18 protein-coding genes, 1 pseudogene and 1 other annotated feature are annotated in these 21,794 nt (G+C 52.5%); of the genes and pseudogenes, 12 read left to right on the forward strand and 7 right to left on the reverse strand.

What is annotated here, in order from left to right:
- The first annotated feature begins 15 nt into the window (after positions 1-15).
- Positions 16-3,378: a mechanosensitive channel MscK gene (gene mscK, locus ACJHWT_RS03210; protein WP_000177746.1), complete on the forward strand. Its 3,363-nt coding sequence runs from the start codon at positions 16-18 to the stop codon at positions 3,376-3,378.
- Positions 3,379-3,589: 211 nt separating this feature from the next.
- Here the strand turns inward: mscK and rsmS are convergent, their stop codons facing one another.
- Positions 3,590-3,751, reverse strand: coding sequence for a pleiotropic regulatory protein RsmS (rsmS, locus tag ACJHWT_RS03215; RefSeq protein WP_000051146.1), 162 nt, complete (start codon positions 3,749-3,751; stop codon positions 3,590-3,592).
- A gap of 13 nt (positions 3,752-3,764) precedes the next feature.
- Positions 3,765-4,292: a primosomal replication protein N'' gene (priC, locus tag ACJHWT_RS03220; protein ID WP_000844858.1), complete on the reverse strand. Its 528-nt coding sequence runs from the start codon at positions 4,290-4,292 to the stop codon at positions 3,765-3,767.
- Positions 4,293-4,361: 69 nt separating this feature from the next.
- Between priC and ACJHWT_RS03225 the strand changes: the two genes are divergently transcribed.
- The 8 genes from ACJHWT_RS03225 (at position 4,362) to hemH (ending at position 12,393) form a co-directional block, all read left to right on the forward strand.
- Positions 4,362-4,739, forward strand: coding sequence for a DUF454 family protein (locus ACJHWT_RS03225; protein ID WP_001188905.1), 378 nt, complete (start codon positions 4,362-4,364; stop codon positions 4,737-4,739).
- Positions 4,740-4,891: 152 nt separating this feature from the next.
- Positions 4,892-5,443, forward strand: coding sequence for an adenine phosphoribosyltransferase (gene apt, locus ACJHWT_RS03230; RefSeq protein ID WP_000127356.1), 552 nt, complete (start codon positions 4,892-4,894; stop codon positions 5,441-5,443).
- A 128-nt stretch (positions 5,444-5,571) separates the two neighbouring features.
- Positions 5,572-7,503 (forward strand): DNA polymerase III subunit gamma/tau, encoded by a 1,932-nt coding sequence (gene dnaX / locus ACJHWT_RS03235; RefSeq protein WP_000122011.1) that lies wholly within the window; start codon positions 5,572-5,574, stop codon positions 7,501-7,503.
- Positions 6,836-6,900, forward strand: a sequence feature (DnaX frameshifting element). (Overlaps the previous gene by 65 nt.)
- Positions 7,504-7,555: 52 nt before the next feature.
- Positions 7,556-7,885: a YbaB/EbfC family nucleoid-associated protein gene (locus tag ACJHWT_RS03240; protein ID WP_000467098.1), complete on the forward strand. Its 330-nt coding sequence runs from the start codon at positions 7,556-7,558 to the stop codon at positions 7,883-7,885.
- On the forward strand, positions 7,885-8,490 hold the full coding sequence (recR, locus tag ACJHWT_RS03245) for a recombination mediator RecR (protein WP_001195017.1): 606 nt from the start codon (positions 7,885-7,887) through the stop codon (positions 8,488-8,490). The genes ACJHWT_RS03240 and recR overlap by 1 nt, the downstream gene beginning before the upstream one ends.
- 109 nt (positions 8,491-8,599) lie before the next feature.
- Complete coding sequence (gene htpG, locus ACJHWT_RS03250) at positions 8,600-10,474, forward strand: molecular chaperone HtpG (RefSeq protein WP_000678201.1); 1,875 nt, start codon at positions 8,600-8,602, stop codon at positions 10,472-10,474.
- 180 nt (positions 10,475-10,654) lie between these two features.
- A complete protein-coding gene (gene adk, locus ACJHWT_RS03255; protein ID WP_001220233.1) occupies positions 10,655-11,299 on the forward strand; it encodes an adenylate kinase in 645 nt (214 codons plus the stop codon).
- 131 nt (positions 11,300-11,430) lie between these two features.
- Complete coding sequence (gene hemH / locus ACJHWT_RS03260; RefSeq protein WP_001250105.1) at positions 11,431-12,393, forward strand: ferrochelatase; 963 nt, start codon at positions 11,431-11,433, stop codon at positions 12,391-12,393.
- Here the strand turns inward: hemH and aes are convergent.
- Positions 12,390-13,349 (reverse strand): acetyl esterase, encoded by a 960-nt coding sequence (gene aes / locus ACJHWT_RS03265; RefSeq protein ID WP_000801797.1) that lies wholly within the window; start codon positions 13,347-13,349, stop codon positions 12,390-12,392. The two genes, hemH and aes, sit on opposite strands and share 4 nt — an antisense overlap.
- Before the next feature lie 151 nt (positions 13,350-13,500).
- On the opposite strand from aes, the gene gsk reads away from it, so the two are divergent.
- Positions 13,501-14,805 (forward strand): inosine/guanosine kinase, encoded by a 1,305-nt coding sequence (gsk, locus tag ACJHWT_RS03270; RefSeq protein WP_000671574.1) that lies wholly within the window; start codon positions 13,501-13,503, stop codon positions 14,803-14,805.
- A gap of 83 nt (positions 14,806-14,888) precedes the next feature.
- On the opposite strand, the gene ybaL is transcribed toward gsk, so the two are convergent.
- Both ybaL and fsr read right to left on the reverse strand, forming a co-directional pair.
- Complete coding sequence (ybaL, locus tag ACJHWT_RS03275) at positions 14,889-16,565, reverse strand: YbaL family putative K(+) efflux transporter (protein WP_000546224.1); 1,677 nt, start codon at positions 16,563-16,565, stop codon at positions 14,889-14,891.
- Positions 16,566-16,802: 237 nt separating this feature from the next.
- Positions 16,803-18,023 (reverse strand): fosmidomycin MFS transporter, encoded by a 1,221-nt coding sequence (fsr, locus tag ACJHWT_RS03280; RefSeq protein WP_001251634.1) that lies wholly within the window; start codon positions 18,021-18,023, stop codon positions 16,803-16,805.
- Positions 18,024-18,240: 217 nt separating this feature from the next.
- Between fsr and ushA the strand changes: the two are divergent.
- Positions 18,241-19,825, forward strand: a pseudogene (ushA, locus tag ACJHWT_RS03285) (bifunctional UDP-sugar hydrolase/5'-nucleotidase).
- Between the two features lie 36 nt (positions 19,826-19,861).
- Here the strand turns inward: ushA and ybaK are convergent.
- Both ybaK and ACJHWT_RS03295 read right to left on the reverse strand, forming a co-directional pair.
- A complete protein-coding gene (ybaK, locus tag ACJHWT_RS03290) occupies positions 19,862-20,341 on the reverse strand; it encodes a Cys-tRNA(Pro)/Cys-tRNA(Cys) deacylase YbaK (RefSeq protein WP_000186638.1) in 480 nt (159 codons plus the stop codon).
- 203 nt (positions 20,342-20,544) lie between these two features.
- Complete coding sequence (locus ACJHWT_RS03295; protein ID WP_000365161.1) at positions 20,545-21,339, reverse strand: TraB/GumN family protein; 795 nt, start codon at positions 21,337-21,339, stop codon at positions 20,545-20,547.
- A gap of 132 nt (positions 21,340-21,471) precedes the next feature.
- Between ACJHWT_RS03295 and ACJHWT_RS03300 the strand changes: the two genes are divergently transcribed.
- Complete coding sequence (locus ACJHWT_RS03300; RefSeq protein WP_000057523.1) at positions 21,472-21,774, forward strand: type II toxin-antitoxin system RelE/ParE family toxin; 303 nt, start codon at positions 21,472-21,474, stop codon at positions 21,772-21,774.
- Positions 21,775-21,794: the final 20 nt, after the last annotated feature.

Genomic DNA, 21,794 nt, shown 5'->3' on the forward strand with positions numbered 1-21,794 from the left:
AAACCTTCATTCATCATGACTATGTTCCAGTATTACAAACGATCACGGCATTTTGTTTTTTCAGCATTTATTGCTTTTGTTTTTGTCTTGTTATGCCAGAACACGGCGTTTGCGCGGGCGTCATCGAATGGTGATCTGCCGACAAAAGCGGACCTGCAGGCACAACTTGACTCACTGAATAAACAAAAAGATCTTTCTGCTCAGGACAAACTGGTGCAGCAGGATCTGACAGATACATTAGCTACCCTCGATAAAATCGATCGCGTAAAAGAAGAGACAGTTCAGCTACGGCAAAAGGTTGCTGAAGCGCCGGAAAAAATGCGCCAGGCGACCGCGGCGTTAACTGCACTTAGCGATGTCGATAATGACGAAGAAACGCGCAAAATTCTGAGTACGCTTTCGTTGCGCCAGCTGGAAACTCGCGTTGCCCAGGCGCTGGACGATTTGCAAAACGCACAAAACGATCTGGCGTCTTATAACAGCCAGCTGGTTTCGTTACAGACGCAGCCCGAACGCGTGCAAAATGCGATGTATAACGCTTCGCAGCAGCTGCAACAAATTCGCAGTCGTCTGGATGGGACTGATGTCGGCGAGACTGCCTTACGTCCCAGCCAGAAAGTGTTAATGCAGGCTCAGCAGGCGTTGCTGAATGCCGAGATTGACCAGCAGCGTAAAAGCCTGGAAGGGAACACAGTCTTACAGGATACCTTGCAAAAGCAACGGGATTACGTGACGGCGAACAGCGCCCGTCTGGAGCACCAGTTGCAGCTGTTGCAAGAAGCAGTAAACAGCAAGCGTCTGACTTTAACCGAAAAAACGGCGCAGGAAGCCGTCTCCCCGGATGAAGCCGCGCGTATTCAGGCTAATCCGCTGGTGAAGCAGGAACTGGAAATTAACCAGCAGTTAAGTCAGCGTCTGATTACCGCGACTGAAAACGGTAATCAGTTGATGCAGCAAAACATTAAAGTCAAAAACTGGCTGGAGCGGGCGCTGCAATCGGAACGCAATATTAAAGAGCAGATTGCCGTCCTGAAGGGCAGCTTGCTGTTGTCTCGTATCCTTTACCAGCAACAACAAACGCTGCCCTCGGCGGATGAACTGGAAAACATGACCAACCGCATCGCGGATTTGCGTCTCGAACAGTTTGAAGTTAACCAGCAGCGTGATGCACTCTTCCAGAGCGATGCGTTCGTCAACAAACTGGAAGAAGGTCACACCAACGAAGTCAACAGCGAAGTTCACGATGCATTATTGCAAGTGGTTGATATGCGTCGCGAATTGCTGGATCAGCTTAACAAACAGTTGGGTAACCAATTGATGATGGCCATTAACCTGCAAATCAACCAGCAGCAGTTAATGAGTGTGTCGAAAAACCTGAAATCCATCCTGACTCAGCAAATCTTTTGGGTGAACAGTAACCGTCCAATGGACTGGGACTGGATCAAAGCGTTCCCGCAAAGCCTGAAAGATGAATTTAAGTCGATGAAAATCACGGTGAACTGGGAAAAAGCCTGGCCTGCCGTTTTTATCGCTTTCCTCGCCGGTTTGCCGCTGCTGTTGATTGCCGGGCTGATCCACTGGCGTCTGGGCTGGCTGAAAGCGTATCAACAAAAACTGGCTTCCGCTGTGGGTTCCCTGCGTAACGACAGCCAGCTCAACACACCAAAAGCGATCCTTATCGACCTGATCCGTGCGCTGCCGGTGTGCCTGATTATTCTCGCGGTTGGCCTGATTCTGTTGACCATGCAGCTCAACATCAGCGAACTGCTATGGTCGTTCAGTAAAAAACTGGCGATTTTCTGGCTGGTGTTTGGCCTGTGCTGGAAGGTACTGGAGAAAAACGGCGTTGCCGTGCGTCACTTTGGTATGCCGGAACAGCAGACCAGCCACTGGCGTCGGCAAATTGTCCGCATCAGTCTCGCGTTGCTGCCTATCCATTTCTGGTCTGTGGTGGCAGAACTTTCCCCGCTGCATCTGATGGATGATGTGCTGGGGCAGGCGATGATTTTCTTCAACTTGCTGCTGATTGCCTTCCTGGTGTGGCCGATGTGCCGCGAAAGCTGGCGTGATAAAGAGTCGCACACCATGCGACTGGTCACCATTACCGTACTGTCGATTATCCCGATTGCGTTGATGGTGCTGACTGCCACGGGTTATTTCTACACCACGCTGCGCCTCTCCGGGCGTTGGATTGAAACCGTTTATTTGGTGATCATCTGGAACCTGCTGTACCAGACGGTATTGCGCGGCTTAAGCGTAGCGGCGCGGCGTATCGCCTGGCGTCGTGCGCTGGCGCGTCGGCAGAATCTGGTGAAAGAGGGCGCAGAAGGTGCTGAACCGCCGGAAGAACCCACCATTGCACTGGAGCAGGTTAACCAGCAGACGCTGCGTATTACCATGTTGCTGATGTTTGCGCTGTTCGGTGTCATGTTCTGGGCAATTTGGTCCGATTTGATCACCGTGTTCAGCTATCTGGACAGCATCACGCTCTGGCATTACAACGGCACTGAAGCTGGCGCTGCGGTGGTGAAAAACGTCACCATGGGCAGTCTGTTGTTTGCGATTATCGCCTCAATGGTGGCCTGGGCGTTGATTCGCAACCTGCCTGGTTTACTGGAAGTGCTGGTGCTCTCGCGACTGAATATGCGCCAGGGCGCGTCGTATGCCATTACTACCATCCTTAACTACATCATTATTGCCGTTGGTGCGATGACGGTGTTCGGATCGCTGGGCGTCTCGTGGGATAAACTCCAGTGGCTGGCGGCAGCATTATCCGTAGGTCTTGGTTTTGGTTTACAAGAGATCTTCGGTAACTTCGTTTCCGGTTTGATCATTCTGTTCGAACGTCCGGTGCGCATAGGCGACACGGTAACCATTGGTAGCTTCTCGGGGACGGTAAGTAAGATCCGTATTCGTGCGACAACGATTACCGATTTCGATCGCAAAGAAGTGATTATCCCGAACAAAGCGTTTGTTACCGAGCGTCTGATCAACTGGTCGTTGACTGACACGACTACGCGTCTGGTGATCCGTCTCGGCGTGGCCTATGGCTCCGATCTGGAAAAAGTGCGTAAAGTGTTACTGAAGGCGGCGACTGAGCACCCAAGGGTGATGCACGAACCAATGCCGGAAGTCTTCTTTACGGCATTTGGTGCCAGCACGTTGGATCATGAGCTGCGTCTGTATGTGCGTGAACTGCGTGACCGTAGCCGTACTGTCGATGAGCTGAACCGTACTATTGATCAGTTGTGCCGTGAAAACGACATCAACATTGCCTTTAACCAGCTTGAAGTGCATCTGCACAACGAGAAGGGCGATGAAGTGACGGAAGTGAAACGCGACTACAAAGGCGACGATCCGACGCCAGCGGTAGGGTAATAACCAAAGGGGGAGACATTTAGTTGCCCCGAGATTACTGACAAAGTGCGCGTTGTTCATGCCGGATGCGGCGTGACCGCCTTATCCGGCCTACGAAACCGCAAGAATTCAATATATTGCAGGAGCGGTGTAGGCCTGATAAGCGTAGCGCATCAGGCAGTTTTGCGTTTGCCCGCAATCTTAGGGGACATTTAGCGACCCCATTTATTTCTCACTTTTCCGCCTCATCATCGCGCGTTAATTTCTTTTCATAATCGCGTTTTACAATATCCAGCGCGCGCAGTACGGTGCGGGCTGGGATCTGATTTTCTTCCAGCAGCACAATCAAATCGACGGCCAGTTTGACATCGTCAGGGGCATTTTCCAGTGACATACTCTCTCCATTGCTAGCGGGTTAAACGCGCTAACCTGTTTTCGATTTTTTCCAGCGCATGGCGGCAGCGTGCCAGGCGCGCTTCATAGGCTTCCACTTCACGATGCAGCGTTTGCTGTTCCACGAGATCGGTCACCCGCGCCAGGCGGGCTCGACGTTCAGCAACCATCTCACTTAGCCGCCGCTCAAAATCCTGATGCTGAATACGTTTACGCTGCCAGCGGGCAATTTTCGGTGGCGCACTGTCCCACTCGCGTAGCGACCAGGCTGTGGCTTCACGCGCTATAGCCTCCAGTTGCGCCGCCAGATGTTCCGCCAGCCAGGCGACTTGCGGCAGCTGTTGCTGCTCAACCGCATGACGAAGCGCAGCCAGATTATCGCCCGCCTCATCGAGACAAGCCTGCAGTGTTGTCGCACGAGTCTGAAAAAGATGCCTGTCAAAACGGGCGCTTAGCGTGGCAAATTGCGCTACCGGGGCACAACGCTGACGCAGCGTAGCGAGCTGTCCTTCCAGTTTTTCCAGCAGCAGGGCGGTTTTCACGATAAGACCTCAATGAAAATGATAATTGTTATGCTAAAGTAGCAACTCTGTAAGCTGACAACACTCAATATGCAACGAATCATTTTAATCATCATTGGCTGGCTGGCGGTAGTGCTGGGTACGCTGGGCGTGGTATTACCGGTATTACCGACGACGCCGTTTATCCTGCTGGCGGCCTGGTGCTTTGCCCGTTCTTCCCCGCGCTTTCACGCCTGGTTGCTGTACCGCTCATGGTTTGGCAGCTATCTACGTTTCTGGCAGAAACATCATGCGATGCCGCGCGGCGTCAAACCGCGGGCGATTTTGCTTATTTTGCTCACGTTTGCCATTTCTCTGTGGTTCGTCCAGATGCCATGGGTGCGCATCATGTTGCTGGTAATTCTCGCCTGTTTGCTTTTTTATATGTGGCGAATTCCAGTGATTGATGAAAAGCAAGAAAAGCACTGAAGCACAACAATCGCAGTTGCAATTATTGCGTACAGCCAGTACATTCTGGCGTTTTCGAGCACAGGCGCAGGCGGTCAAAGGTTAAACAACTGTTACTTTTGATACGTTTAAAACGCGCCGTGAGTACCACCGTAACAAGCAGGCATACACTTATGACCGCGACTGCACAGCAGCTTGAGTATCTCAAAAATAGCATCAAAAGCATTCAGGACTACCCAAAACCCGGCATTCTTTTCCGCGATGTCACCAGCTTACTGGAAGACCCGAAAGCTTACGCTCTCAGCATCGACTTGCTGGTTGAGCGTTACAAAAATGCGGGCATTACCAAAGTGGTCGGCACCGAAGCACGTGGCTTCTTGTTTGGCGCTCCGGTAGCTCTGGGTCTGGGCGTTGGCTTTGTACCGGTCCGTAAACCGGGCAAACTGCCGCGTGAAACCATCAGTGAAACTTACGACCTGGAATACGGCACCGATCAGCTGGAAATCCACGTTGATGCCATCAAACCGGGCGACAAAGTTCTGGTGGTGGACGATTTGCTGGCAACCGGCGGCACTATCGAAGCGACCGTTAAACTGATCCGTCGTCTGGGTGGTGAAGTAGCTGACGCTGCGTTCATTATCAACCTGTTCGATCTTGGCGGCGAACAGCGTCTCGAAAAACAGGGCATTACCAGCTACAGCCTTGTCCCGTTCCCGGGCCATTAATTATCGTCAGTCTTGCGCTGCTCACGCTACGGGCAGCACAAGATGTGCATTCAGCCTCGCCGTTCTGACGGGGCTGTGTTAGCATTACCCCTTCGTGAATCCACCTTCCAGCGTTTCAGAGCCTGCCAATGAGTTATCAGGTCTTAGCCCGAAAATGGCGCCCACAAACCTTTGCTGACGTCGTCGGCCAGGAACATGTGCTGACCGCACTGGCGAACGGCTTGTCGTTAGGGCGTATTCATCATGCTTATCTTTTTTCCGGCACCCGTGGCGTCGGAAAAACCTCTATCGCCCGACTGCTGGCGAAGGGGCTAAACTGCGAAACCGGCATTACCGCGACGCCGTGCGGCGTGTGCGATAACTGTCGTGAAATCGAGCAGGGGCGCTTTGTCGATCTGATTGAAATCGACGCCGCCTCGCGCACTAAAGTTGAAGACACTCGCGACCTGCTGGATAACGTCCAGTACGCTCCGGCGCGTGGTCGTTTCAAAGTTTATCTCATCGACGAAGTGCATATGCTGTCGCGTCACAGCTTTAACGCACTGTTAAAAACCCTTGAAGAGCCGCCAGAGCACGTTAAGTTTTTGCTGGCGACGACCGATCCGCAGAAATTGCCGGTGACGATTTTGTCACGCTGTCTGCAATTTCATCTCAAGGCGCTGGATGTCGAGCAAATTCGCCATCAGCTTGAGCACATCCTCAACGAAGAACATATCGCTCACGAGCCGCGGGCGCTGCAATTGTTGGCACGCGCCGCTGAAGGCAGCCTGCGAGATGCCTTAAGTCTGACCGACCAGGCGATTGCCAGCGGTGACGGCCAGGTTTCAACCCAGGCGGTCAGTGCGATGCTGGGTACGCTTGACGACGATCAGGCGTTATCGCTGGTTGAAGCGATGGTCGAGGCCAACGGCGAGCGCGTAATGGCGCTGATTAATGAAGCTGCTGCCCGTGGTATCGAGTGGGAAGCGTTGCTGGTGGAAATGCTCGGTCTGTTGCATCGTATTGCGATGGTACAACTTTCGCCTGCTGCTCTTGGCAACGACATGGCCGCCATTGAGCTGCGGATGCGTGAACTGGCGCGCACCATACCGCCGACGGATATTCAGCTTTACTATCAGACGCTGTTGATTGGTCGCAAAGAATTACCGTATGCGCCAGACCGCCGTATGGGTGTTGAGATGACGCTGCTGCGCGCGCTGGCGTTCCATCCGCGTATGCCGCTGCCTGAGCCAGAAGTGCCACGCCAGTCCTTTGCGCCCGTTGCGCCAACGGCAGTAATGACGCCAACACAGGTGCCGCCGCAACCGCAATCAGCGCCGCAGCAGGCACCGACTGTACCGCTCCCGGAAACCACCAGCCAGGTGCTGGCGGCGCGCCAGCAGTTGCAGCGCGTGCAGGGAGCAACCAAAGCAAAAAAGAGTGAACCGGCAGCCGCTACCCGCGCGCGGCCGGTGAATAACGCTGCGCTGGAAAGACTGGCTTCGGTCACCGATCGCGTTCAGGCGCGTCCGGTGCCATCGGCGCTGGAAAAAGCGCCAGCCAAAAAAGAAGCGTATCGCTGGAAGGCTACCACTCCAGTGATGCAGCAAAAAGAAGTGGTCGCCACGCCGAAGGCGCTGAAAAAAGCGCTGGAACATGAAAAAACGCCGGAACTGGCGGCGAAGCTGGCGGCAGAAGCCATTGAGCGCGACCCGTGGGCGGCTCAGGTGAGTCAACTTTCGCTACCAAAACTGGTCGAACAGGTGGCGTTAAATGCCTGGAAAGAGGAGAACGGCAACACGGTGTGTCTGCATTTGCGCTCCTCTCAGCGTCATCTGAATAACAGTGGCGCACAGCAAAAACTGGCTGAAGCGTTGAGCACGTTAAAAGGTTCAACGGTTGAACTGACTATCGTTGAAGATGATAATCCCGCGGTGCGTACGCCGCTGGAATGGCGTCAGGCGATATACGAAGAAAAACTTGCGCAGGCGCGCGAGTCCATTATTGCGGATAATAATATTCAGACCCTGCGTCGGTTCTTCGATGCGGAGCTGGATGAAGAAAGTATCCGCCCCATTTGATCGTAAGCACAGCTTACGTTCGTCATCCTTAACGTGATTGAGAGAGAAACCTATGTTTGGTAAAGGCGGTCTGGGTAACCTGATGAAGCAAGCCCAGCAGATGCAAGAAAAAATGCAGAAAATGCAGGAAGAGATCGCGCAGCTGGAAGTGACCGGCGAATCTGGCGCAGGTCTGGTAAAAGTGACCATCAACGGTGCACACAACTGCCGTCGCGTAGAGATCGACCCGAGCCTGCTGGAAGACGACAAAGAGATGCTGGAAGACCTGGTGGCTGCAGCATTCAACGACGCGGCACGTCGTATCGAAGAAACGCAGAAAGAAAAAATGGCCTCTGTATCCTCCGGAATGCAGCTGCCGCCTGGCTTTAAGATGCCGTTCTGATGCAAACCAGCCCGCTGTTAACACAGCTTATGGAAGCACTGCGCTGTCTGCCGGGCGTTGGCCCGAAGTCGGCGCAGCGTATGGCGTTCACGCTGCTTCAGCGCGATCGTAGCGGCGGGATGCGTCTGGCGCAGGCGCTCACCCGGGCGATGTCGGAAATCGGCCACTGCGCCGATTGCCGCACCTTCACCGAACACGAAGTCTGTAACATCTGTTCGAATCCGCGTCGTCAGGAAAACGGTCAAATCTGCGTGGTGGAGAGTCCGGCGGACATCTACGCCATTGAGCAGACGGGGCAGTTTTCAGGCCGTTATTTTGTGTTGATGGGACACCTGTCACCGCTGGACGGCATCGGTCCGGATGATATCGGGCTTGATCGTCTGGAACAGCGTCTGGCAGAGGAAAAAATCACTGAAGTGATCCTCGCCACCAACCCCACGGTTGAAGGTGAAGCTACCGCTAACTACATTGCCGAGCTTTGCGCGCAATATGACGTGGAAGCCAGCCGAATCGCTCATGGCGTACCGGTTGGCGGCGAACTGGAAATGGTCGATGGCACCACGCTGTCACACTCCCTTGCCGGGCGTCATAAGATTCGTTTTTAAGCAAACGAGAGCAGGATCACCTGCTCTCGCTTGAAATTATTCCCCCTTGTCCCCATCTCTCCCTCATCCTGTTTTTAACCTTAAAATGGCATTATTGAGGTAGACCTACATGAAAGGACAAGAAACTCGTGGTTTTCAGTCAGAAGTGAAGCAGCTTCTGCACCTGATGATCCATTCTCTCTATTCCAATAAAGAAATCTTCCTGCGTGAGCTTATCTCTAACGCCTCCGATGCGGCGGACAAGCTGCGTTTCCGCGCGCTCTCTAACCCGGATCTGTACGAAGGTGATGGCGAACTGCGCGTTCGTGTCTCTTTCGATAAAGACAAGCGCACGCTGACCATCTCCGATAACGGCGTGGGGATGACCCGCGACGAAGTGATTGACCATCTGGGGACTATCGCTAAATCCGGCACCAAATCATTCCTCGAATCCCTGGGTTCTGACCAGGCGAAAGACAGCCAGCTGATCGGTCAGTTTGGTGTTGGTTTCTACTCTGCGTTTATCGTGGCCGACAAAGTGACCGTGCGTACTCGCGCGGCAGGCGAAAAACCAGAAAACGGTGTTTTCTGGGAATCGGCTGGTGAAGGTGAATACACCGTTGCCGACATCACCAAAGAAGATCGTGGTACTGAAATCACCCTGCATCTGCGTGAAGGCGAAGACGAGTTCCTCGATGACTGGCGCGTGCGTTCCATCATCAGCAAATACTCCGACCATATCGCGCTGCCGGTAGAGATCGAAAAACGCGAAGAGAAGGATGGCGAAACCGTTATCTCCTGGGAGAAAATCAACAAAGCGCAGGCGCTGTGGACCCGTAACAAGTCGGAAATCACCGATGAAGAGTACAAAGAGTTCTACAAACACATCGCCCACGACTTTAACGATCCGCTGACCTGGAGCCACAACCGTGTTGAAGGTAAGCAGGAGTACACCAGCCTGCTGTACATTCCGTCCCAGGCTCCGTGGGATATGTGGAACCGCGATCATAAACATGGCCTGAAACTGTACGTCCAGCGTGTGTTCATCATGGACGACGCAGAACAGTTCATGCCGAACTATCTGCGCTTCGTGCGTGGTCTGATTGACTCCAGCGATCTGCCGCTGAACGTTTCCCGTGAAATCCTCCAGGACAGCACGGTAACGCGTAACCTGCGCAATGCGCTGACCAAGCGTGTGCTGCAAATGCTGGAAAAACTGGCGAAAGACGACGCGGAAAAATACCAGACCTTCTGGCAACAGTTTGGCCTGGTACTGAAAGAAGGTCCGGCGGAAGATTTCGCTAACCAGGAAGCGATCGCCAAACTGCTGCGTTTTGCTTCTACCCATACCGATTCTTCTGCGCAGACCGTGTCTCTGGAAGACTACGTTTCCCGCATGAAAGAAGGGCAGGAGAAAATCTACTACATTACCGCAGACAGCTATGCGGCAGCGAAGAGCAGCCCGCACCTGGAACTGCTGCGTAAGAAAGGCATCGAAGTTCTGCTGCTTTCCGACCGCATCGATGAGTGGATGATGAACTATCTGACTGAGTTCGACGGTAAACCGTTCCAGTCTGTGTCTAAAGTTGACGAGTCGCTGGAAAAACTGGCTGACGAAGTTGATGAGAGCGCGAAAGAAGCGGAGAAAGCCCTGACTCCGTTCATCGACCGTGTGAAAGCCCTGCTCGGCGAGCGCGTGAAAGATGTCCGTCTGACTCACCGTCTGACCGATACGCCAGCGATCGTTTCGACCGACGCGGACGAAATGAGCACTCAGATGGCGAAACTGTTCGCTGCGGCGGGCCAGAAAGTGCCAGAAGTGAAATACATCTTCGAACTGAACCCGGATCACGTACTGGTGAAACGTGCGGCGGATACTGAAGATGAAGCGAAGTTCAGCGAGTGGGTAGAACTGCTGCTGGATCAGGCGCTGCTGGCAGAACGCGGCACGCTGGAAGATCCGAACCTGTTTATTCGTCGTATGAACCAGCTGCTGGTTTCTTGATGCCATGCCGGATGACCTTCGTGTCATCCGGCATTTTTCTTTTCTTCATCTGCACTTTCCGCAAATTATCTTGCCATTAACCGTTTCAGCCTCAGGTGCCTTTCTTGAGGCAATCGCCTGTTGGTGGTATCGTTTATCGCTTTTTCAAAAAATTCGACACATTTTAAGGGGATTTTCGCAATGCGTATCATTCTGCTTGGCGCTCCGGGCGCGGGGAAAGGGACTCAGGCTCAGTTCATCATGGAGAAATATGGTATTCCGCAAATCTCCACTGGCGATATGCTGCGTGCTGCGGTCAAATCTGGCTCCGAGCTGGGTAAACAAGCAAAAGACATTATGGATGCTGGCAAACTGGTCACCGACGAACTGGTGATCGCGCTGGTTAAAGAGCGCATTGCTCAGGAAGACTGCCGCAACGGTTTCCTGTTGGACGGCTTCCCGCGTACCATTCCGCAGGCAGACGCGATGAAAGAAGCGGGCATCAATGTTGATTACGTTCTGGAATTCGACGTACCGGACGAACTGATCGTTGATCGTATCGTCGGCCGCCGCGTTCATGCGCCGTCTGGTCGTGTTTATCACGTTAAATTCAATCCGCCGAAAGTAGAAGGCAAAGACGACGTTACCGGTGAAGAACTGACTACCCGTAAAGACGATCAGGAAGAGACCGTACGTAAACGTCTGGTTGAATACCATCAGATGACTGCACCGCTGATCGGCTACTACTCTAAAGAAGCGGAAGCGGGTAACACCAAATACGCGAAAGTTGACGGCACCAAGCCGGTTGCTGAAGTTCGCGCTGATCTGGAAAAAATCCTCGGCTAATCAAGCCGCAGCAGATCTGCTTTCGGGCAGGTCTGCTCATCCTCCTCAGGCAATACCTCTCACAGCAATTAGTTCTTCTTCTTCACTTTTCCGCTACAATTATCAACAAGTTGAATCGATAAGAGGCGGTAATGCGTCAGACTAAAACCGGTATCCTGCTGGCAAACCTGGGGACGCCCGATGCCCCCACACCTGAAGCGGTAAAACGCTATCTGAAACAATTTTTAAGCGACAGACGTGTGGTTGATACCTCACGGTTGTTATGGTGGCCATTGCTACGCGGCGTGATTTTGCCGCTGCGCTCGCCGCGTGTGGCGAAGCTGTATGCCTCTGTCTGGATGGAAGGTGGCTCGCCGCTGATGGTTTACAGCCGCCAGCAACAGCAGGCGCTGGCACAACGTTTACCGGAGACGCCCGTAGCGCTGGGAATGAGCTACGGCTCGCCATCACTGGAAAGCGCCGTAGATGAACTACTGGCAGAGCATGTAGATCATATTGTGGTGCTGCCGCTTTATCCGCAATTCTCCTGTTCAACGGTCGGTGCGGTATGGGATGAACTGGCACGCATTCTGGCGCGCAAACGTAGCATTCCGGGGATATCGTTTATACGTGATTACGCCGATAACCACGATTACATTAATGCACTGGCGAACAGCGTACGCGCTTCTTTTGCCAAACATGGCGAACCGGATCTGCTGCTGCTCTCTTATCATGGCATTCCCCAGCGTTATGCAGATGAAGGCGATGATTACCCGCAACGTTGTCGCACAACGACTCGCGAACTGGCTTCCGCACTGGGGATGGCACCGGAAAAAGTGATGATGACCTTTCAGTCGCGCTTTGGGCGGGAACCCTGGCTGATGCCTTATACCGACGAAACGCTGAAAATGCTCGGAGAAAAAGGTGTAGGTCATATTCAGGTGATGTGCCCGGGCTTTGCTGCGGATTGTCTGGAGACGCTGGAAGAGATTGCCGAGCAAAACCGTGAGGTCTTCCTCGGTGCGGGCGGGAAAAAATACGAATATATTCCGGCGCTTAATGCCACGCCGGAACATATTGAAATGATGGCTAATCTTGTTGCCGCGTATCGCTAAAGCTGAGCGGTAAAGAATTGAGCGCCGTCGCGAAGAGCCTCGTCGGCGGTTTTCATCATCCGTGAATAATGCAAAAAGGCGTGCAGCGTGCCTGGGTAGAGTTTGAACTCACAGGGCTGCTGATGCGCCGCTAACGTCTGGTAAAGCAGACGGCTGTCATCCAGCAGCGGATCGAACTCCGCCCCGGCAATAAAACAGGGCGGAACTTCGCGAGTGAGATCATTATTAAACAGGCAGTAATACGGCGACTCGCGGTCCGCGTCGTTACTTAAATACGCCTCTTCATACATCTGTAAATCCTGTTGCGTTAAGCCATCCCAGACACCGCCCAACAGACGACGAGTCACGGAATCCCGTAATCCGTAAAGCCCATACCACAGCAAAACGCCCGCAACTTTACCGCAATCGATCTGTTTATCACGCAACCACAACGTACTGGCGAGCGCCAGCATGGCACCTGCGGAATCACCGGCAAAGCCAATGCGGGACATATTGATTTGATAATCTTCCGCCTGCTGGTGGAAATAACAACAGGCAGCCACAATTTCCTCTATCGCTTGCGGAAAACACGCTTCAGGTGAAAGGGTGTAATCAATGCCAATCACCGTACATTGGCTGTAGCTTGCCAGCAGGCGCATGATGCGATCGTGGGTATCAAGATTGCCGAGAATAAAACCGCCGCCATGCAAATAAAATAGCGTCGCCGGGCTATCTGGCTGCGGACAAAAGAGACGTGTTTCCACCTGCCCATATTTTGTTGGAACCATGTAAGCTCTGGTTGCCATTTCTGGAGCGCCCGCATTCCAGAATCGGCGCTCAAGCGTGTAATGCTGTCGTTGCTCAGCAATCGTTCCCGTTGCGGGCCAGGGCGGTAAATCCGGCTGAAGAGTATTCACAACGGTCTTCATTTCAGCAGAAATAAGGTCCAGAACGGGTAATTTGTTTTCCGGCTTCATGCAAAAACTCCTTTCAAATTACGTCATTGTAAGGAACCACTGCCATGAAAATGCGATCCCGCCTGCTGATATTGAAACTGGCTGCGTCTCGCGCGCTCCCGTCAGATTGTGTTAACATTCGCCGCTCAGTTAACCACCCGTAAAAACAACCATGAAATTTCCCGGTAAACGTAAATCCAAACATTACTTCCCCGTAAATGCACGCGATCCGCTGCTTCAGCAATTCCAGCCAGAAAACGAAACCAGCGCTGCCTGGGTAGTGGGTATCGATCAAACGCTGGTCGATATTGAAGCGAAAGTGGATGATGAATTCATTGAGCGTTATGGATTAAGCGCCGGGCATTCACTGGTGATTGAGGATGACGTTGCCGAAGCGCTTTATCAGGAACTAAAACAGAAAAACCTGATTACCCATCAGTTTGCGGGTGGCACCATTGGTAACACCATGCACAACTACTCGGTGCTCGCGGACGACCGTTCGGTGCTGCTGGGCGTCATGTGCAGCAATATTGAAATTGGCAGCTATGCCTATCGTTACCTGTGTAACACCTCCAGCCGTACCGATCTTAACTATCTACAAGGCGTGGATGGCCCGATTGGTCGTTGCTTTACGCTGATTGGCGAGTCCGGGGAACGTACCTTTGCTATCAGCCCTGGCCACATGAACCAGCTGCGGGCTGAAAGTATTCCGGAAGATGTGATTGCCGGAGCCTCGGCACTGGTTCTCACCTCTTATCTGGTGCGTTGCAAGCCGGGTGAACCCATGCCGGAAGCAACCATGAAAGCTATTGAGTACGCGAAGAAATATAACGTACCGGTGGTGCTGACGCTGGGCACCAAGTTTGTCATTGCCGAGAATCCGCAGTGGTGGCAGCAATTCCTCAAAGACCACGTCTCTATCCTTGCGATGAACGAAGATGAAGCCGAAGCGTTGACCGGAGAAAGCGATCCGTTGTTGGCATCTGACAAGGCGCTGGACTGGGTTGATCTGGTGCTGTGTACCGCAGGGCCAATCGGCTTGTATATGGCGGGCTTTACCGAAGACGAAGCGAAACGTAAAACCCAGCATCCGCTGCTGCCGGGTGCTATAGCGGAATTTAACCAGTATGAGTTTAGCCGCGCCATGCGCCACAAGGATTGCCAGAATCCGCTGCGTGTCTATTCGCACATTGCGCCGTACATGGGCGGGCCGGAAAAAATCATGAACACTAATGGAGCAGGGGATGGCGCACTGGCAGCGTTGCTGCATGACATTACCGCCAACAGCTACCACCGTAGCAACGTACCAAACTCCAGCAAACATAAATTCACCTGGTTAACTTATTCATCGTTAGCGCAGGTGTGTAAATATGCTAACCGTGTGAGCTATCAGGTACTGAACCAGCATTCACCTCGTTTAACGCGCGGCTTGCCGGAGCGTGAAGACAGCCTGGAAGAGTCTTACTGGGATCGTTAAGTTATCGACCAGACCGGACGACGATGGCATCCGTAGGCCGGATAAGATGCGTCAGCATCGCATCCGGCAATGGAATCAATGTTTTACCCCGTCACCACCTCACCCGCCGGTGGCGTTTCCAGCAGTTCCAGCATAGTACGGGCAATTTCACGCTCACCCATCACTACCTGATTTGCACCACGTTCGGTGATATACGCCACTTCATCGTCATAATGGGCGCGGGCGATAATCTCAATATCCGGATTTTTCGCGCGGGCAGATGCCACAATCTCGCCCGCTTCATAACCGTTGGGAATCGTCAGGATCAGCCATTTTGCACATTCCAGATGCGCCAGTTGCATAATTTCTTCGTTCGCCGCATTGCCCAATACTGCGCGGACCCCGCGCTCTCGCAGTTCATCAACACGGGTTCGTGACGTCTCAATCACCACCAGCGGAATATCAGAGGCGAGCAATTTCTCCCCCAGCAGGCTGCCTACACGACCGTAACCTACCAGTAGCGCATGGTTGCAAATATCCACTGGGATCTGCTTCTCTTCTTCGATAGCCTCTTCCAGCGTCTGCTCTTCCAGCGTTTCGGTCTTCGCCAGATATTTCTCCAGCAGCGCAAACAGGACCGGGTTGAGCATAATCGACAAAATCGCCCCTGCCAGTACCAGGTTCTGCCCGGCTTGCGGCAACAGATCCAGCGCCATGCCCAGTCCCGCCAGGATAAACGCGAACTCACCAATTTGCGCCAGGCTGGCGGCGATAGTTAATGCCGTACGTTGGGAGTGACCAAACAGTCGCACCAGGAAAAACGCGGCTAACGACTTACCAAACAGAATAATCGCCAGCGTCGCCAGCACTGCCAGCGGTTGCTGAATCAGAATTAACGGATCAAACAACATCCCGACGGAGACAAAAAACAGCACCGCAAACGCGTCGCGCAATGGCAGCGTATCGTGGGCGGCACGGTGACTCAGTTCAGACTCGTTCAGTACCATCCCGGCAAAGAACGCACCGAGTGCAAAGGAGACATCAAACAGCTCCACCGCACCAAAGGCAATCCCTAACGCCAGCGCCAGCACCGACAGGGTAAACAGCTCACGGGAACCGGTTGCTGCGCTACGTGCCATAATCCACGGCACCAGACGGCGACCTACCAGCATCATAATGGCGATAAATGCGATCACCTTGCCGATGGTGATCCCCATATCGACAGCAAGAGTGGCAAAGCCCACATCGCCTTGTTCCATCATTCCTGCCACTGCGGGCAGCAACACCAGCGTCAGAACCATGACCAGGTCTTCCACAATCAACCAACCGATGGCGATTTGCCCACGCTGACTGTCTATTAATTGCCGTTCTTCAAGTGCGCGCAGTAACACCACGGTACTGGCGGTGGAAAGGCATAAGCCGAACACGATACCGGTCATTAACGACCAGCCCAGCACGGCGGAGAGCGCCATACCCAGCAGCGTCGCCACGGCTATCTGGGCGATCGCGCCGGGAATGGCGATGGCCTTTACCGCCATCAAATCCTTCAGCGAAAAGTGCAGACCCACGCCAAACATCAACAGAATGACGCCCAGTTCAGCCAGTTCCGGCGCAAGCTTGGTATCGGCAACAAAGCCCGGAGTGAATGGTCCTGCCAGCACACCCGCTAACAGATATCCCACCAGAGGAGAAATACGTAGTTTATTGGCCAGCATGCCGAGGATAAAGGCGAGCACAAGGCCGCCAACAATGGTGGTGATAAGCGGGGTGGCGTGATGCATTCCGTCTCCTTTTCCTGGTGGTTATTGTCCATTTTTGGCCGGGAAAACCAAAATTACAGGTAATAGTTTATGACAATTTCATTGATGATGTTTATGAATAATTGTTGAATTTTGCAGAAAAATGGAATTAGCTGCAAAAAAAGCACGGATCGGAAAACAGAAGGCGGTTTAACAGAGGAAAGGCTTATGGCGACTGTAAAACGATGCAGCCAAAGTTTGCCTTTGGCTGCAATGAAATCAGTCTTTATGCCGGTTATCAGGCAGGAATATGGTCAACATCCCCAATAGTGGCAGGAAAGCACAGATTTTATAGACTAACTCGATGCTGGTGTGATCGGCGATAAGCCCCAGAACTGCCGCTCCCAGACCTCCCATGCCAAAAGCAAAACCGAAAAAGAGTCCAGAAACCATACCGATACGTCCCGGAAGTAGCTCCTGAGCGTAGACCAGAATGGCAGAGAATGCCGAAGCGAGGATAAATCCAATAATCACCGTTAAAACCCCCGTCCAGTGCAGGCTGGCGTAGGGTAAAATCAGCGTAAACGGCGCAACGCCGAGGATAGAGCCCCAAATCACATATTTCCGTCCAATTTTATCCCCTACAGGCCCGCCGATCACCGTACCTGCCGCAACGGCAAACAGGAAGGCAAACAGATGAAGCTGGGCATTCTGGATAGATAATCCGAATTTTTGCATCAGATAAAAGGTGTAATAGCTGCTGATGCTCGCCATATAGAAATATTTCGAGAAAATGAGGATTAACAGAATGCTGACCGCCAGTACCACTTTGTTGCGCGGCAGTGGATTGATAATCGTCGCTTTGGGTTTTCCTTTATTCATTCGGTGCTGTGCCGAGTACCAACGGCTGATTTGCGCCAGCACCACGATTGCCAGCAGTGCCGCAAGCACAAACCAGGCAACGTTGCCTTTGCCATAAGGCGCGATAATCACCGCCGCCAGCAAGGGTCCCAGGGAACTGCCAAAGTTGCCGCCGACCTGAAAGATAGATTGTGCCAGGCCATGCCGCCCGCCGGACGCCATACGGGCCACGCGAGAAGATTCCGGATGAAAGACCGATGAACCGGTACCGACCAGCGCCGCCGCCAGCAGAACTGCGCCAAAACTGCCCGCCAGCGCCAGCAGCACCAGACCACTTAAGGTAAAGCACATGCCAATTGGCAACGACCACGGCATCGGATATTTATCGGTCCAGTAGCCGACAACTGGTTGCAGTAGCGAAGAGGCGAGCTGGAAGGTGAGGGTTATCATGCCAATCTGCATAAATGTCAGAGAAAACTCTGACTGAAGCAGCGGATAAATCGCCAGAATCAGCGATTGGATCATGTCGTTCAGCAGATGTGAGAGGCTGATAGCACCTAAAATACCAAACGATGTTCGGGCCTTGGTCGTTGACGCAGCCGCGCCCGCCACAGGCTGGGTTTGTTCACTCATTGCCATAGGAAAGTCACTTTTTCAGGGTTGCGATGTAAAGAATGATCTTATTTGTGATTATTACCCGACTAACATACCTGTATGCGCCGCCTGAAGGAAGTCTCAACGCTGAATACAGAATTTCTAATCTGGATGCAGATTTATCTTCACCGGACGCAGACTTATCTATGATGTCGCGTCATACTATTTTTCAACACGTTGAAATCAGGTCAGGGAGAGAAGTATGAAATTATTGCAGCGGGGCGTGGCGTTAGCACTGTTAACCACATTTACACTGGCGAGTGAAACTGCTCTGGCGCAATGAATATGGTGAATATGGTCTGGCGGCGCAAAAAACGCTGGTGGATGGTATCCGCAAAGAGGTTGCGGCTGAAGGCGGTAGCGTGCTGCTACTTTCCGGTGGCGACATTAACACTGGCGTGCCCGAGTCCGACTTACAGGATGCCGAACCTGATTTTCGCGGTATGAATCTGGTGGGCTATGACGCGATGGCGATCGGTAATCATGAATTTGATAACCCGCTCACCGTATTACGCCAGCAGGAAAAGTGGGCTAAGTTCCCGTTGCTTTCCGCCAATATCTACCAGAAAAGTACCGGCGAGCGCCTGTTTAAACCATGGGCGCTGTTTAAGCGTCAGGATCTGAAAATTGCCGTTATTGGCCTGACGACGGATGACACAGCCAAAATTGGTAATCCGGAATATTTCACTGATATCGAATTTCGTAAGCCCGCTGATGAAGCGAAGCTGGTGATTCAGGAGCTGCAACAGACAGAAAAGCCAGACATTATTATCGCGGCGACCCATATGGGGCATTACGACAATGGTGAGCACGGCTCTAACGCACCGGGCGATGTGGAGATGGCACGCGCGCTGCCTGCCGGATCGCTGGCGATGATCGTCGGTGGTCACTCGCAAGATCCGGTCTGTATGGCGGCAGAAAACAAAAAACAGGTCGATTACGTGCCGGGTACGCCATGCAAACCGGATCAACAAAACGGCATCTGGATTGTGCAGGCGCATGAGTGGGGCAAATACGTGGGACGGGCTGATTTTGAGTTTCGTAATGGCGAAATGAAAATGGTTAACTACCAGCTGATTCCGGTGAACCTGAAGAAGAAAGTGACCTGGGAAGACGGGAAAAGCGAGCGCGTGCTGTACACCCCTGAAATCGCTGAAAACCAGCAAATGATCTCGCTGTTATCACCGTTCCAGAACAAAGGCAAAGCGCAGCTGGAAGTGAAAATAGGCGAAACCAATGGTCGTCTGGAAGGCGATCGTGACAAAGTGCGTTTTGTACAGACCAATATGGGGCGGTTGATTCTGGCAGCACAAATGGATCGCACTGGTGCCGACTTTGCGGTGATGAGCGGAGGCGGAATTCGTGATTCTATCGAAGCAGGTGATATCAGCTATAAAAACGTACTGAAAGTGCAGCCATTCGGCAATGTGGTGGTGTATGCCGACATGACCGGTAAAGAGGTGATTGATTACTTGACCGCCGTCGCGCAGATGAAGCCAGATTCAGGTGCCTACCCGCAATTTGCCAACGTTAGCTTTGTGGCGAAAGACGGTAAACTGAACGACCTGAAAATCAAAGGCGAACCGGTCGATCCGGCGAAAACTTACCGCATGGCGACATTAAACTTCAATGCCACCGGCGGGGATGGCTATCCGCGCCTTGATAACAAACCGGGCTATGTGAATACCGGCTTTATTGATGCCGAAGTGCTGAAAGCGTATATCCAGAAAAGCTCGCCGCTGGATGTGAGTGTTTATGAACCGAAAGGTGAGGTGAGCTGGCAGTAATCCGAAAGTGCCGGATGTTCGCATCCGGCACAATGCTTAATCGCGACGGGCGATATCAGCAAATTTGGCATCGAGTATCTTTGCCAGGTCGCTTGCCGCCAGTTCGATATCCAGACCGCGCTTGCCGCCGGAAACATAAATAGTGGCAAATTCTTGTGCGGGGGTGTCGATAATCGTTGGCAGACGTTTTTTCTGCCCCAGTGGGCTAATCCCTCCAACCAGATATCCCGTCGAACGCTGCGCGACCATCGGATCGGCCATCTCAACTTTCTTGGCACCCAGCGCTTTTGCTACTTTTTTAAGATCCAGTTGACCTGCGACCGGCGTAACGGCCACGGCAAGGTGTTTCATATCACCGTTCACTGCGACCAGCAGCGTTTTGTAGACCTGATCCGGATTCAAACCTAATTTTTTGACGACTTCATCGCCAAAATTGGTTTCAGCCGGATCGTGCTCGTAGGTGTGGATTTGAAACGAAATCTTGTTTTTTTCGAGTAATTTAACTGCGGGTGTCATGGTAATTTTCCTGCCTTAAACAAAAAAACGAAGCAAGCATACGCCTGATGGCGGTCCAAAAAAAAGAGTCATCTTGCCTAAGAGTATTGGCAGGATGGTGAGATTGAGCGACAATCGAGTTACACCGTCGCTTAAAGTGACGGCATAATAATAAAAAAATGAAATTCCTCTTTGACGGGCCAATAGCGATATTGGCCATTTTTTTAGCGCAACATCTGCGGCAAATTCCCTTCTCCATACAGGTGTAGTGCACCAACCGCGACCACATATCGCCCCGGCGGCATGGCGCGTAATTTGTCCCGCCAGGCGAGATTTCGCTGATGCATCAGCACATCGTACAGCGACTGACTGAACGTATTAGGCAGCGTTATTTCATTATTTTGTGGCGGTGTATTCAGCCACCAGCTCATCATTTGTTGCAGCAACCGTGCGTTGGTGTGCCAGTGGGTCAGCGTATCGTCCAGCAGCGCCAGTCCGTTGTCAGGGAGCTGGAGCAACATGGCAATCTGGTTTTCTGCCCCTTCCAGTTCAATCACGGGTTTATGTTGTTGCTTCGCCGCCTGCAATAGCTGGTAATCGATACCGTATTCTGCCCGCAGCCCCAGTTTTTGTGCCTGCGTCGCCTGAAGAACCATCGCGATTTGCCACAGCGGTTGAGTAGAAAAGAGCGACGGAGAAATGCCCATCTCCTGGCTAATATGCTGCAGATTTTGGAGTTGCTCCTCGCTAATGCGCTCTTCCAGCGTCTCGCAGGCAGGCAAATTAGCAAAAGGCGTATCGCTGGTGGAAACATCCGCCTCGACGATCAGCGCATCGGCGTTTTTGAGCTTTTTGAGCAAACGGGTGGGCAGGGGAGCCATATCGTGGCTACCCATATGAATACTGCCAATCAGATGAAAATGGCGATTGCCGGGAAGAGAGATATCGATAGCAGGCCAGGTGTAATGATTACCGCGCAGCGCGGCCCAAAGCGTTTTTACCCGGTACAACAGATCCATACGACCTCCCTTTGTGAAATATCATGCTAGCGCGCGGGGAGGGATGGCGCAAATGGAGTTGATTGTTGCACTTGCGCACAGTGCTTGTGTGCATTACAATGATTAAATAATGGACAAGGAGATGAGAGAGGAATGGCTCAAAAGAAAAATATAAGGAGTTTTCGTGATGCCTGGTTGGCTGATTTTTTTGTCCATTCAACGCCACATCGAAAGATCCCTGCTGAAATCCATACCACGTTATCACGAAAGTTGGACATCATTAATGCTGCCACTTCTCATCGGGATTTACGCTCCCCTCCGGGGAACCGATACGAAGAGTTATCCGGGAAATTACAGGAATACTCCTCCATTAGAGTGAATAAACAGTACCGACTGATTTTTAAATGGGTTAATGGCAAGGCCGAAGAATTGTTTTTAGACCCACACAACTACTAAAACATAGCTGTCGTATTGAC

The sequence above is a fragment of the Escherichia sp. WS338 genome (genome assembly GCF_046486405.1).
GTDB classification, from domain to species: Bacteria; Pseudomonadota; Gammaproteobacteria; order Enterobacterales; family Enterobacteriaceae; genus Escherichia; species Escherichia coli.